General features: G+C 63.9%; 13 protein-coding genes. 10 read left to right on the top strand and 3 right to left on the bottom strand.

Annotation, left to right across the window (positions count from 1 at the left end):
• Positions 1 to 37: 37 nt before the first annotated feature.
• The 10 genes from GYH35_RS05375 to GYH35_RS05420 all read left to right on the top strand — a co-directional run bounded on the left by GYH35_RS05375 (position 38) and on the right by GYH35_RS05420 (position 10,176).
• On the top strand, positions 38 to 1,081 hold the full coding sequence (locus GYH35_RS05375) for a rod shape-determining protein (RefSeq protein WP_116812772.1): 1,044 nt from the start codon (positions 38 to 40) through the stop codon (positions 1,079 to 1,081).
• 78 nt (positions 1,082 to 1,159) lie between these two features.
• Positions 1,160 to 2,185: a rod shape-determining protein MreC gene (gene mreC / locus GYH35_RS05380; protein WP_161827843.1), complete on the top strand. Its 1,026-nt coding sequence runs from the start codon at positions 1,160 to 1,162 to the stop codon at positions 2,183 to 2,185.
• Positions 2,186 to 2,224: 39 nt separating this feature from the next.
• Entirely contained in the window at positions 2,225 to 2,704 is a 480-nt protein-coding gene (gene mreD / locus GYH35_RS05385) for a rod shape-determining protein MreD (RefSeq protein WP_161814661.1), read from the top strand.
• A gap of 20 nt (positions 2,705 to 2,724) precedes the next feature.
• The gene (gene mrdA / locus GYH35_RS05390; protein WP_161827844.1) at positions 2,725 to 4,686 is read left to right on the top strand and encodes a penicillin-binding protein 2; all 1,962 of its coding nucleotides are present in this window, start codon (positions 2,725 to 2,727) and stop codon (positions 4,684 to 4,686) included.
• Entirely contained in the window at positions 4,683 to 5,822 is a 1,140-nt protein-coding gene (gene rodA, locus GYH35_RS05395) for a rod shape-determining protein RodA (protein WP_161814663.1), read from the top strand. Before mrdA ends, rodA begins: the two co-directional genes overlap by 4 nt.
• 2 nt (positions 5,823 to 5,824) lie before the next feature.
• Positions 5,825 to 6,802 carry a lytic murein transglycosylase B gene (mltB, locus tag GYH35_RS05400; RefSeq protein ID WP_202624091.1) on the top strand — a complete coding sequence of 326 codons (978 nt, stop codon included), beginning with the start codon at positions 5,825 to 5,827 and terminating at the stop codon, positions 6,800 to 6,802.
• Complete coding sequence (locus GYH35_RS05405) at positions 6,799 to 7,620, top strand: septal ring lytic transglycosylase RlpA family protein (RefSeq protein ID WP_161814664.1); 822 nt, start codon at positions 6,799 to 6,801, stop codon at positions 7,618 to 7,620. The genes mltB and GYH35_RS05405 overlap by 4 nt, the downstream gene beginning before the upstream one ends.
• A 110-nt stretch (positions 7,621 to 7,730) precedes the next feature.
• Complete coding sequence (locus GYH35_RS05410; protein WP_161814665.1) at positions 7,731 to 8,966, top strand: D-alanyl-D-alanine carboxypeptidase family protein; 1,236 nt, start codon at positions 7,731 to 7,733, stop codon at positions 8,964 to 8,966.
• Positions 8,967 to 8,973: 7 nt separating this feature from the next.
• Positions 8,974 to 9,852, top strand: a complete 879-nt coding sequence (locus GYH35_RS05415; RefSeq protein ID WP_161827845.1) for a D-amino acid aminotransferase — start codon at positions 8,974 to 8,976, stop codon at positions 9,850 to 9,852.
• A 51-nt stretch (positions 9,853 to 9,903) separates the two neighbouring features.
• Positions 9,904 to 10,176, top strand: a complete 273-nt coding sequence (locus GYH35_RS05420) for an HP0495 family protein (RefSeq protein ID WP_161814667.1) — start codon at positions 9,904 to 9,906, stop codon at positions 10,174 to 10,176.
• A gap of 25 nt (positions 10,177 to 10,201) precedes the next feature.
• On the opposite strand, the gene GYH35_RS05425 is transcribed toward GYH35_RS05420, so the two are convergent.
• From GYH35_RS05425 to lipA, 3 genes are read right to left on the bottom strand one after another with little or no spacing between them, the layout of a single operon-like run.
• Positions 10,202 to 11,188 carry an NADPH:quinone oxidoreductase family protein gene (locus GYH35_RS05425; RefSeq protein ID WP_161827846.1) on the bottom strand — a complete coding sequence of 329 codons (987 nt, stop codon included), beginning with the start codon at positions 11,186 to 11,188 and terminating at the stop codon, positions 10,202 to 10,204.
• Positions 11,189 to 11,210: 22 nt separating this feature from the next.
• Positions 11,211 to 11,834: a lipoyl(octanoyl) transferase LipB gene (gene lipB / locus GYH35_RS05430; protein ID WP_161814669.1), complete on the bottom strand. Its 624-nt coding sequence runs from the start codon at positions 11,832 to 11,834 to the stop codon at positions 11,211 to 11,213.
• Positions 11,834 to 12,841: a lipoyl synthase gene (gene lipA, locus GYH35_RS05435; RefSeq protein ID WP_161814670.1), complete on the bottom strand. Its 1,008-nt coding sequence runs from the start codon at positions 12,839 to 12,841 to the stop codon at positions 11,834 to 11,836. Before lipA ends, lipB begins: the two co-directional genes overlap by 1 nt.
• Positions 12,842 to 12,922: the final 81 nt, after the last annotated feature.

Genomic DNA, 12,922 nt, shown 5'->3' on the forward strand with positions numbered 1-12,922 from the left:
TTCGCGCCTCGACCCGTACGCTCGACGCACAACAACCATGTTTAAAAACCTCCGCGGGTATTTCTCCAACGACCTGTCGATCGATCTGGGGACGGCGAACACGCTCATTTACGTCCGCGGCAAGGGCATCGTGCTGAACGAGCCTTCGGTGGTCGCGATCCGTGAAGAGCCGGGCCGCGCCGGCAAGAAGATCGAGGCGGTCGGCCAGGAAGCGAAGAACATGCTGGGCCGCACGCCCGGCCACATCACCGCGATCCGTCCGATGAAGGACGGCGTGATCGCCGACTTCACCGTCACCGAGAAGATGCTGCAGTACTTCATCGAGAAGGTGCACGGCAATCGTCTGATGCGTCCCAGCCCGCGCGTGCTGATCTGCGTGCCGTACGGCTCGACGCAAGTGGAACGTCGCGCGATTCAGGAATCGGCCGAAGGCGCCGGCGCCCGCTGGGTGCGACTGATCGAAGAGCCGATGGCTGCCGCGGTCGGCGCCGGTCTGCCGGTGCACGAAGCGCGCGGCTCGATGGTGCTCGACATCGGCGGCGGCACTTCCGAAGTCGCTGTGATCTCGCTCAACGGCATCGTGTACGCATCGTCGGTACGCATCGGCGGCGACCGCTTCGACGACGCCATCATCAATTACGTGCGCCGTAACTACGGCATCCTGATCGGTGAGGCCACCGCCGAAAAGATCAAGATCGAGATCGGCTCGGCCTATCCTGGCCAGCAGGTCAACGAGATTTCCGTGAAGGGCCGCAACCTTTCCGAAGGCGTGCCGCGCAGCTTCACGCTCAATTCGAACGAAATCCTCGAAGCGTTGCAGGAACCGCTGGCCGGCATCGTCGGCGCGGTCAAGGTCGCGCTCGAACAGACGCCGCCCGAGCTGGGCGCGGACGTGGCCGAACGCGGCATCGTGCTCACCGGCGGCGGCGCCCTGCTGCGCGATATCGACAAGCTGCTGATGGAAGAAACCGGCCTGCCGGTCGTGGTCTCCGAAGACCCGCTCACCTGCGTGGCCCGCGGCGGCGGCCGCATGCTGGAGCTGATCGACGAGCACGGCCCGGCGCTATTCAATCTGGAATAGTCGCCCCAACCCGAAACGGCCCGTACGGAATCCGCGAATTCCTATTCATATACACTTGTCACCAGTCACTCCACTTTCATGGTGACCCTCAGCTCCGACAGCCGGAACATCATTGGCCGAGGCCCGCCGCTCGGCGCCGGCTTGTTTTTTCTTGGGCTGGTGTCGGTCGGCATCATGATGCTCGACCAGCGCAGCAACTATCTGGACACCGTGCGCCAGTGGCTGGGAGCCGCGGCCGCGCCGGTTTATGCCGTCGTGCAGACGCCCGGCCAGGCCTGGGAGTGGCTGACCGGCAGTTTCGCCGACCGCACCCGGCTGCGAACCGAGAACGCCGAGCTTTCTGAACAGCTGCGCGAAGCCCGGGTCAAGCTGCTGCAGTTCGATTCCTTGCGTGAAGAGAATGTCCGGCTGCGGGCCGTGCGCGAAGCGTCGGCCGGCGTCGGCGGGCGCACCATGATCGCGGAGATCATGCGGGTCGATGTCGATCCGTTCCGGCACCGCGTGCGAATCAACAAGGGCAGCGACGACGGCGTGTTCAAGAATCAGCCGGTGCTGGACGCGTTCGGCATCGTCGGCCAGGTCGTTCAGGTGGACAAATACTCCTCCACGATCATTCTGATCAGCGACTCCGGGCACGCCATTCCGGTTCAGGTGAACCGCAATGGCATCCGCTCGATCGCGGTCGGCGCCGGCGATCTGGGCAAGCTCAGCCTGCCGTACCTGACCGTGGAATCGGATGTGAAGACCGGCGACCTGCTGGTGTCCTCCGGCCTCGATGGCATCTTTCCGGCCGGCTATCCGGTCGCGACAGTGAGCAAGGTGGAGCGCAATCCGGCCGATACGTTCGCGCTGGTGGAGGCCAAGCCGCTGGCCCAGCTCGATCGCGATCGCGAGGTGCTGCTGCTGTGGGCGGACCCGCCGTCCCAGGTGGAAGCACCGGCCGCGAAGCCCGCCAAGCCGGCGGCTACAGAATCCAAGCCCGCGGCCGAAACATCGAGTGCGACGCCTGCGCCCGCGACTCCGTCCGCCGCCCCTCGAGAGGCGGCCGAGACGCCGCCGCCGGGAACTCAGCCGCTGCCGCAGTCACAACCGCCCCAGGATTAATGATGCCCTTCTCTGTAGCCAGGGCACGGACGAGCCATCGTGAGTGACGGTCGTATCAGTCGCGCGCGCGTCACCTTCACGGTGATTCTCGCGATTATTTTCGCAGTGCTGCCCTTGCCCGAGCCGATCGACGCGGCCCGGCCCGACCTGCTGTTGTTGCTGGTGATTTACTGGTCGCTGAGCGCGCCACGCATCGCCGGCCTGCTGTTCGCCTGGTTCTGCGGGCTGGCCATCGACGTGCTCAAAGGCATCATCCTCGGGCAGCACGCGCTGGCGTTCCTTGTAGTAGCCTACTTTACGCACAAGTTTCAGCTGCGTATCCGTATCTTTCCGCTCTCCCAGCAGACGCTCACCGTGTTTGCATTTCTGTTCCTGTATCAGTTCATCTTGTGGTGGCTGGATGGCATCATCGGCCAGGCGGTCACCACCTGGATGCGCTGGCTGCCGGTCATCAGCGGCGCGATTCTGTGGCCCATCCTGGTCGCCGGTCTGGATACCTGGAACCGGCGGAACCGCTAATGTCCGCCTCGAGTTAGCGAATGGCTCGCTCCGTCCGCATCAAAGATCATCACGCCGAAAGCCAGCTGTTCGAGCAGCGGGCGATCGTCGCGGCCGTGCTCATGGTGATCGCCATGGGCCTGGTGATCTCGCGCCTGGTGTGGCTGCAGGTCGTCAAGTACGACTACTTCGCCGACCTGTCGCAAGGCAACCGGATCCGCATCGAGCCGATCCCGCCGAACCGCGGCCTGATCCTCGATCGCAACGGTCTGCCGCTCGCGACCAACGCGCCTTCCTATCAATTGGAATTGACCAAGGAGCAGGTCGACGACATCGACGCCACCCTGAACGGCATCGCCGAGATCGGGCTGATCGAAAAGGACGACATTCCTACCATCAAGCGCGACCTGCGCGGCCGGCGCAGTTTCGACGCCGTGCCCATCAAGCTGCAGCTCAGCGAAGTCGAGGTGGCGCGCTTCGCGGCCCGTCGCCATCAGTTTCCGGGCGTCGAGATTCGCCCGCGCCTGACTCGTTATTACCCGCTTGCCGAAAGCAGCGTGCACGCGATCGGCTATGTCGGCGCGATCAGCGAAGACGACAAGAAACGTCTGAACATGGACGACTATGCCGGCACCACGCTGACCGGCAAGAACGGCGTCGAATACGCGTACGAAGACCAGCTGCATGGCCGCGCGGGCTTCCAGCAGTTGCTGGTGAATGCACAGGGCCGCAGCGTCGAGCGCATCGGCAACGAAGCCGCCAACCTCGAGCGCAAGGAGCCGGTCGCCGGCAACGACCTGTTCCTGACGATCGATATGCGCGTCCAGCAGGCGGCCGAAGAAGCGCTGCGCGGCCAGCGCGCCTCGGCGGTGGCGATCGATCCGGCGAACGGCGACATCATCGCGTTCGTCAGCACGCCGGCGTTCGATCCGAATTTGTTCGCTCGCGGCCTGACGCGTCCGGAGTATCTGGCGCTGACCGAAGATCCCAACCGGCCCATGTATGACCGCGTGATTCGCGGTGTGTATCCGCCCGGCTCGACGGTCAAGCCGATGATGGCGATGGCTGCGCTCGAATACGGCGTCGTCACGCCTGCCGAGAGCGTTTTCTGTCGCGGCGCTTATCGCATGCCCGGCGTCAGCAGACCGTGGCGCGACTGGAAAGCGGGTGGCCACGGCCACGTCGACATGCGTAAGGCCATCGCCACGTCCTGCGACGTGTACTTCTACGACATCGCCAACCAGATGGGCGTGGATCGGATCCACGATTACCTCGCGCAGTTCGGCATGGGCGCCATCACCGGCATCGACATTCCTGGCGAGAAGATCGGTTTGCTGCCCTCCACGGCATGGAAAAAGAAAGCGTTCCGTCGCAAGGAAGCGCAGATGTGGTTCCCCGGCGATACGATCAGTATCGGCATTGGCCAGGGCTACATGAACGCGACGCCGCTGCAGCTCGCGCATGCCACCGCCACGATCGCCGGTCGCGGTCAACGCTTCAAACCCAGACTGGTGCGCGCGGTACGCAATGTGACGACAGGGAAAGTCACCGAGCTGAAGCCGTCACCGCTGCCCTCGCCGCACGTCGACGATCCCGCCGCGTGGGATGTTGCGATCGGGGGCATGTATGACGTGGCGAATGCTCCTTACGGTACTGCTCGTGGCGCGACCGCCAATGCGCTCTACAAGATCGCGGGCAAGAGCGGCACGGCGCAGGTGTTCACGGTCGCTGCCAACGAAAAGATGCGCAAGCCCGGCGAACTCGCGGAGCATTTGCGCGACCACGCCTTGTTCATTGCATTCGCCCCTGCCGACGCGCCGCGCATCGCGGTCGCGGTCGTCGTCGAAAACGCGCCGGCCGGCGGCTCGGGCTTCGCCGCTCCGATCGCCCGCCGCATTCTCGATACCTATTTGCTGACGCCCGAACAGCTGGCGGAGCAGGACGCGAAGCGCAAGCCGGCGCCGCCGCCCCCGCCTGCGCCGCGCCCCGGAGAAACCGAATGAGCCTGGACGCGATCGACAGCTCGCGCACTCAGCGCACACTGACCGGCACGGCGCAGCTGCTGCTGGCGCTGCATCTCGACGGCCCGTTGTTCATCGCGCTGTGCATGGTCGGCGCGGTCGGCAGCATCGTGCTGTTCAGCGCCTCGGGCAGCAGCCTCGACATGCTCGAAGCGCAGTTGATGCGTTTCGCCCTGGGTTTGATCGCGATGATCATGCTCGCTCAAGTGCCGCCGCGGATCATTCGTAACACCGCGCCGGTCGCCTACGTCATCGGCTTGATCATGCTGTTGCTGGTGATGTTCACCGGCGACATCGCCATGGGCGCGCAGCGCTGGCTCGATCTGGGATTCGTACGTTTCCAGCCGTCGGAGCTCATGAAGCTCGCGGTGCCCTTGGCGTGCGCATGGTTTCTCCACGAGCGGCCGCTGCCGCCCAGTCTCACGTCGCTGCTCGTGCTGGCGCTCGGGATCGGCATCCCGACATTGCTGATCGCCGAGCAACCGGACCTCGGCACGTCGCTGCTGGTGGCCGCTGGCGGCGGCATGGTGGTGCTGATGGCTGGCCTGCAATTTCGATACATCCTTTCGGTAATCGGCCTGCTCGTGCCGGTGGCCGTGGTGGCGTGGCACTTCCTGCTGCACGACTATCAAAAGCAACGTGTGCTCACCTTCCTCGATCCGCAAAGCGATCCGCTCGGCTCGGGCTATCACATCATCCAGTCGCAGATCGCGATCGGCTCGGGCGGCGTGTTCGGCAAGGGCTATCTCAACGGCAGCCAGGCGCAGCTGGAATTCCTGCCGGAGCGCTCCACCGACTTCATCTTCGCCGTGGTCGGCGAGGAATGGGGCCTGATCGGCCTGGTGACCGTGATTCTGCTGTTCATGTTCGTCATCGGCCGGGCGCTGTATCTGTCCGCGACCGCGCATGACACGTTCTCGCGTCTCGCCTCGGGCAGCCTGGCGCTGACCTTCTGCGTGTATGTTTTCGTCAATACCGGCATGGTCACCGGCCTGCTGCCGGTGGTGGGCGTGCCGCTGCCCTTCGTCAGCTACGGCGGAACTGCAATGGTGACCCTCATGGCCGGTTTCGGTATTCTCATGTCTCTGTGCGCGAAGCGGAAACTGGTGAGTCGTTGAGATTGAATCTGCTATCCCTGACACCGTTGCTCCTGTCCGCTGTCGCAGTGCCTGCGCAGGCCTTCGACATCAAGCGCCCCGAAGTCCGCTCCTTCATCGACACCATGTCGCAGGAGCACGGCTTCGAGAAGGCCAAGCTCGAGGCGCTGCTGAAGAGCGCCGAGACCAAACAGCCCATCCTGGATGCGATCAGCAGGCCCGCCGAGCGCGTCGTGCCGTGGTGGGAATATCGTGAGCGCTTCCTCACCGAGAAGCGCATCAACCAAGGCGCGGATTTCTGGCTCGGCCACGGCGAAAAGCTCAAGCAGATCCCCGATCCGCAGCTCGCCGACGTCGTGGTCGGCATCCTCGGCGTGGAAACTTCGTTCGGTCGCATCACCGGCCGCTACAAAGTGCTCGATGCGCTGGTGACGCTGGGCTTCGATTACCCGCCGCGTGGTGAATTCTTCCTGGGCGAGCTGCAGGAATTCCTGCTGTTGTCGCGCGAAGAGAAAGTCGATCCGGCGAGCGTCCTGGGCTCGTACGCGGGCGCCATGGGCGCGGCGCAGTTCATCTCCTCCAGCTACCGCAAATGGGCGGTGGACGGCGATGGCGACGGCCATCGCGACCTGTGGCACAGCTGGGACGACGTGATCGGCTCGATCGCGAATTACCTGGTCCAGAACGGCTGGCTGAACGGCCAGCCCGTGGCGGTCGATGCGACCCTGGACGATCACGACCTGTCGCGATTCGACATCAAGTTGGCTTTGAACGAGACCGTGCAATCATTACGCGACAAGGGCGTGAAGTTCGAAACCGAGCTGCCGCCGGATACGCCTGCCATGCTGGTCGTCGGCCAGGGCAAGGACGGTCCGCTGTATCGGGTCGGTTTCAACAACTTCTACGCCATCACGCGGTATAACCGCAGTCCGATGTATGCCATGGCGGTACACGATTTGGGCGAGGCCATTCAGAACTACATGAGGGATACCGAGAGATGAGGACGCGGACCTGGCGATCCGCAACGTCGAACTGGTTTTCTCTCGCATTGGCTCTGGTCGTCGCCGGCTGTTCGGCGCCGTCCGTGATTCAGCCGCCCAAGCATCCGCCGTTCCCGCCGCCCTCGCCCATCCCGGCGGAGATAGAAAACATTCCCGATCCCGTGCCTCGCGCCGAGCCCAAATCGGCTCGCGGCAATCCGCCGTTCTACACGGTGCTCGGCAAGCGCTACTACGTGCTCAACAGCGCCGAGGGCTATCTGGAGCGAGGCGTTGCGTCCTGGTACGGCCCCGGCTTCCATGCGGCCAGCACCTCCAATGGCGAGCGCTACGACATGTACGCCATGACCGGCGCGCACAAGACGCTGCCGCTGCCGGCGTATGTACAAGTCACAAATCTGAGCAACGGCAAGCACGTCGTCGTGCGCCTGAACGATCGCGGCCCGTTCAAGGAAGGCCGCATCATCGATCTTTCTTACACGGCCGCGGCCAAGCTCGACATGATCAAGGCCGGCACGACGTTCGTCGAAGTGCGCGCGCTCACGCCGATGCAAAAGGCCTCGCCGCCGCCGGCGCCGCCCGCCACGTCCGACTTGTATGTACAGGCTGGCGCGTTCGGCGCCGAAGCGAACGCCTCCAAGCTGCTCGGACAGCTGCGTTCCAAAGGCGTCGACAACGCCTTCGTGCGCGAGGATCAGGTGGAGGGAAAGACGCTCTATCGCGTGCGAGTCGGCCCCATTCCCAGCGTCAACGAATTCGATAAAGTGGTGAAGCGGCTGCGCATGCTGGGCTTCCCCGACGCACGGCTCGCCGCCAACTAATTCATCCGCGTGTTTCCTCCCGGAAGCACGCGATTGCCACAATTTGCCTACTTTCTCAGGGACGTGATCGGTAGAATCCGCCCCGCCTCGTCATTCTCGTGAACTTCGCCATGCCTGCAAGCAAGCCCGCCTCTCTGCTGAAATTCACCGCAGCGTCAGTTCTGGCGCTGGCCCTGGTCGCGTGTTCAGATTCCGAGGAGTCGGCGGCCGAGCGCACTCTCGCGGCGCCGCTGCCCGATGTGGCCGCGAGCGCCGCTCCCGCCGGCATCAAGCCGCCGCCCATTCCGGCGCCGCCGCAGGTGCAGGCCAAAGGTTATATCCTGCTGGACTACGTCAGCGGCCAGACGCTCGCCGCCACCAACGATAACGAGCGCCTCGAGCCCGCCAGCCTCACCAAGCTGATGTCGGCTTACGCGGTGTTTCATGCGCTCAAGGACGGCCGCATCAAGATGACGGACATGGTGACGATCAGCCCGCACGCGCGCTCTCAGGACGGCTCGCGCATGTTCGTGGACGTGGGCACGCAGGTGAGCGTGGAGAATCTGATCCAGGGCATGATCGTGCAGTCGGGCAACGACGCCACCGTGGCGCTCGCCGAATTCGTCGCCGGCAGCGAGCCGGTGTTCGTCGATCTGATGAATCAATACGCCCAGCAGATCGGCATGGTCAGCACGCGCTTCCAGAACAGCCCCGGCATGCCGCATCCGGAGCACTACACCACGGCTCACGACATCGCGCTGCTGTCGCGTGCACTGATCAAGGACTATCCCGAGTACTACAAGTTTTACTCGCAGCGCCAGTTCACCTGGAACAAGATCACGCAGCCGAATCGCAATGGCCTGCTGGATCGCGACCCGACCGTCGACGGCTTGAAGACCGGTCACACCGAGTCGGCCGGCTACTGCCTCGTCTCCTCCGCTCGCCGCGATGGCATGCGCCTGGTGTCCGTCGTCATGGGCTCGCCATCGGTGCGCGCTCGCGAAGACGCCAGCTCCGCGCTGCTCAACTACGGCTTCAACTTCTATCAAACGCGCCAGCTGTATCCGAACAAGGCTCCGGTGATGACCGTGAAGGTCTGGAAGGGCGAAGCGGGCGAAGTGCCGCTCAGCGTCGTCGAGGACATCTACACCACGATCCCGCGCGGCCAGGAAAATATGCTGAGCGCGAGCGCCGACGTGCCGGATCCGCTGTTCGCGCCGCTGTCGCCGGGCAAGGCTGCCGGTCAGTTGCGCATTACGCTGGGCGACAAGGTCATCGGCACCTATCCGTTGCATCCGACCGCGGAAGTGCCCGAGGCCGGCTTCTTCGGTCGTCTCACCGACGATGTGAAGCTCTGGATGAAGTGATCGCGCCATGCCCGAGCCGCTGCCGCAGTGCTACCTCAATGGCGAGTATGTAGCCCTGCGCGATGCTCGAATCTCGCCGCTCGACCGGGGTTTTCTGTTCGGCGACAGCGTGTATGAAGTGCTGCCGGTCTTCGGCGGGCGGATGTTCCTGTTCCGCGAGCACTTCGACCGCCTGGCCCGCAGCCTGCGCGAGATCCGCCTCGAGAATCCGCATACGCACGAGCAGTGGCGCGACATCCTCGAGCAGTTGATCGCGCGCAATGGTGGTGGCAATTGTTACGTCTACGTGCAAGTGAGTCGCGGCATGGAATACGGCCGCAATCACGCTTTCCCGGCGGTGGTGAAGCCGACTGTGTTCGCTATGGCTTCGCCCCTGCCCGTGTTCACCGATGCGCAGCGCGCTGCAGGTTTATCGGCGATCACGGTGGAAGACTTCCGCTGGAGTCGCTGTGACATCAAGAGCACCGCGCTGCTCGCCAACGTGCTGATGAAGCAGCAAGCCGCCGATGCCGGCGTCAACGAGGCGATCATCGTGCGCAACGGTCACGTCATGGAAGGCTCGTCGACCAGCGTGTTCGTCATCAAGAACGGTGTGCTCGCCACCCCGCCGAACAGTCACAGCATTCTGCCCGGCACGACCCGTGACGCCGCGTTGTCGCTCGCGACCAATGTCATGCCGGTGGAAATTCGCAGTGTCTCGATCGACGAACTGCGCGCCGCCGACGAAGTCTGGATCTCCGCCGCGACCCGAGATGTGCTGCCCGTGACGCGCATCGACGGTGCGCCCATCGGCACGGGGCGCCCGGGCCCAGCGTGGCACCGCATGGCCGATGCCTTCGCCCAGCTCCGTCAGCAGCTGGCCAGCACACCGGCCTACACGCCCTGACCGGTGAATTGCGGCTTGACTTAGCGTCGTTCTGGCCGCATATCGAGCCCCATGACCGATACCAGCAAAGACACCCTGTTCGAGTTTCCCTGCGACTTTCCCCTGAAAGTCATGGGCCGCAAGACGGACGACTTCCGCAGCATCGTGCTCGGCATCGTGCAGAAGCACGCCGGCCCCATCGAGGCGTCCAACATCGAAGAGCGACCGAGCAGCAGCGGCAGCTACCTGAGCCTCACCTGCACGTTCACGGCGCAGAGCAAGGCTCAGTTGGATGAGTTGTATCGGGAGCTCACCGCGCACGAGCGCGTGATGGTCGTGCTCTAACGTTTCGGCGCCATCACCGACGCCCTCAATCTTCCGCAGCGACCCGAATAACGACCTTCCCCGTCGAGCGGCGCGTATTCAAAACATCGAGCGCTTCGGTGAAGCGCTCCAGCCCCTCGAGCTCGGTCACGTGCGGCTTGATCTTGCCGCTCTCGAACAGATCGAAGAGCGCTTTTAAATTTGCAGCATGGACCGTCGGCTCTTTGCGCGTGTGCGCGCCCCAGAATACGCCGACGAGCGAGCATCCCTTCAGCAACGCCAGATTCAGCGGAATCGCGGGAATCTTGCCGCCAGCGAAGCCGATGACGAGATAGCGACCGTTCCACGCCATCGAGCGGACGACTTGCTCGGCGAAGTCCGCGCCGACCGGGTCGTATGCGACGTCGATGCCGCGGTCGCCGGTGAACTCCATCACCTTCGCCTTGATCGTGTCCTGCGTGTAATTGAACACGGCGTCCGCGCCGTGGCGCTTCGCCAGCTCCAATTTCTCCTGGGTGCTTGCAGCAGCGAGCACTCGCGCACCGAGCGCTTTGCCGATCTCGATCGCGGTCAAGCCAACGCCACCGGCAGCACCCAACACGAGCAATGTTTCTCCCGGCTGAATGTTTGCTCGCTGCACGAGTGCGTGATACGTCGTGCCGTAGTTGACGAGAAAGCCCGCAGCGGCGGCCATGCTCATCGATCCAGGCAGCGGGATCAGCGCATGAGCGGGAGCAACGCATTCTTCAGCGAGCCCGCCCTGCCCGGCCATCGCCAGCACGCGCGCACCGGGTTTGAAATCTGTGACGTCGGCGGCGACTTCAGTGATCACACCGGCCACTTCGTTGCCCGGTGTGTACGGCGCCTCGGGCTTCACTTGATATTTGCCCGCAACCATCAACGCATCGGGAAAGCCGAAGCCCACCGCGTGTACGCGTATGCGGACGTAGCCCGGCTTCAACGCCGGCGCGGCAATGTCTTTTACGGAAAGATCGGGAGGCGGACCGTAGCTGCTGAGAACGACTGCGCGCATGTGAATCCCCGGCGATGAAGCATCAGCTGACATCCTGCGTCAGCCGCAACGATGCAAGCAGCCGCGGCGATAATGCATCCGCAACTTCCTGCACACTTGCGTTCACGCCCAGCGAGCGCAGATCGGTGACTTCCAGGCCGCGATAGCCGCAGGGATTGATGCGCTGGAATGGCTGGAGATCCATCGCAACATTGAACGCGAGGCCATGATAGCTGCTGCCACGGCGGATCCGCAGCCCGATGCTGGCAACTTTACGTCCGTTTACATACACGCCCGGTGCTTCGCGTTTCGCGACCGCCTCGATGTTCCACGATGCGAGCAGATCGATGATGGCGCTCTCCAATGCCATCACCAATTGACGCACGCCGAGCCCGGCTCTTCTCACATCGAGCAACGGATAGACCACGAGCTGTCCCGGCCCGTGGTACGTCACCTGTCCGCCGCGATCGATCTGCACCACGGGAATATCGCCGGGCGCGAGCAGATGCTCGGGCGCAGCATTCATGCCGAGCGTGAACACGGGAGGATGTTCGAGAAACCAGATCTGGTCGGGAGTGGCGGCGTCGCGCTCGCTGGTGAACGTTTGCATCGCCCGCCAGGTAGGCTCGTACTCGACGCGCCCGAGCCAACGCAGCTCGGGGGCCATTACGAACTGCCGACGGCCGGCTTCAATCCCGCGTTGTTTCTTTCCAGCGCGCGCTCGGCGCGATAGCTCGAGCGCACCAGCGGACCGGACACGCATTCGAGGAAGCCTTTCGCCAGCGCCCACTCGCGATATTTCTCGAACTCGGCGGGCGTCACCCAGCGCTCGATGGCGAGATGATTCGGGGTCGGACGCAAATACTGACCGAGCGTGAGAATGTCGACGCCGACCGCGCGCATGTCATCCATCGCAGTGGCGATCTCTTCGTCGGTCTCGCCGAGGCCGAGCATCAGGCTGGTCTTGGTGAGCACGTCGGGACGGAAACGTTTGGCGTGGCCGAGCACCGCCAATGTTTGTTCGTAGCTGGCGCGCGGATCGCGCACCGGATGGGTGAGGCGGCGCACGGTCTCGACGTTCTGGGCGAACACTTCGAGGCCGCTGGCAACCACGGTCTCGACATCGGCCATGACGCCCTGGAAATCCGGTGTCAGTGCTTCGACAGCGGTGTTCGGATTGAGACGCTTGATCTCGCGCACGCTCGCGGCGAAATGAGCGGCGCCGCCGTCGGGCAGATCGTCGCGATTCACCGAGGTGAGCACGACGTACTTGAGCTTCATCAGCTGCACGGTGCGGGCGCTGTTGGCGGGCTCTTCGGCGTCGAGCCAGCCATGAGGGTTGCCGGTGTCCACCGCGCAGAAGCGGCAGGCGCGCGTGCAGACGGCCCCCATGAGCATGATCGTGGCGGTACCGGCATTCCAGCACTCGCCGATGTTCGGACACTTGGCTTCTTCGCAGACGGTCGCGAGCCGATGTTCTTTCACCGTGCTCTTGACCGAGTCGAAGCCGCGGCCGGCGGGCATAGGCGCGCGCAGCCAGGTGGGCTTGCGGCCAAACTCTACCGGGGCCGACTGGGCCGACGCTTTGATCCCGTCCTTGATCGCGCTGAAGCCCTGCGGCGTACGGTACTTATCGCCGCTGCGGATGATGGGAATGCCTTTGAATTCGCTCACTTCAGGCTCGCTATTGGGGCTCGCGTCCCGAATTCTAGCCGAAAAGCAAAAGCCCGGCCGGAGCCGGGCTTTTGCGACATT

The organism is Steroidobacter agaridevorans (assembly GCF_009932555.1).
GTDB lineage: Bacteria > Pseudomonadota > Gammaproteobacteria > Steroidobacterales > Steroidobacteraceae > Steroidobacter > Steroidobacter agaridevorans.

Coding starts and splice junctions, on each gene's coding strand:
- GYH35_RS05375 (WP_116812772.1), top strand. CDS start 38: ATGTTTAAAAACCTCCGCGGGTATTTCTCCAACGACCTGTCGATCGAT.
- mreC (WP_161827843.1), top strand. CDS start 1,160: ATGGTGACCCTCAGCTCCGACAGCCGGAACATCATTGGCCGAGGCCCG.
- mrdA (WP_161827844.1), top strand. CDS start 2,725: ATGGCTCGCTCCGTCCGCATCAAAGATCATCACGCCGAAAGCCAGCTG.
- rodA (WP_161814663.1), top strand. CDS start 4,683: ATGAGCCTGGACGCGATCGACAGCTCGCGCACTCAGCGCACACTGACC.
- GYH35_RS05405 (WP_161814664.1), top strand. CDS start 6,799: ATGAGGACGCGGACCTGGCGATCCGCAACGTCGAACTGGTTTTCTCTC.
- GYH35_RS05410 (WP_161814665.1), top strand. CDS start 7,731: ATGCCTGCAAGCAAGCCCGCCTCTCTGCTGAAATTCACCGCAGCGTCA.
- GYH35_RS05415 (WP_161827845.1), top strand. CDS start 8,974: ATGCCCGAGCCGCTGCCGCAGTGCTACCTCAATGGCGAGTATGTAGCC.
- GYH35_RS05420 (WP_161814667.1), top strand. CDS start 9,904: ATGACCGATACCAGCAAAGACACCCTGTTCGAGTTTCCCTGCGACTTT.
- GYH35_RS05425 (WP_161827846.1), bottom strand. CDS start 11,188: ATGCGCGCAGTCGTTCTCAGCAGCTACGGTCCGCCTCCCGATCTTTCC.
- lipB (WP_161814669.1), bottom strand. CDS start 11,834: ATGGCCCCCGAGCTGCGTTGGCTCGGGCGCGTCGAGTACGAGCCTACC.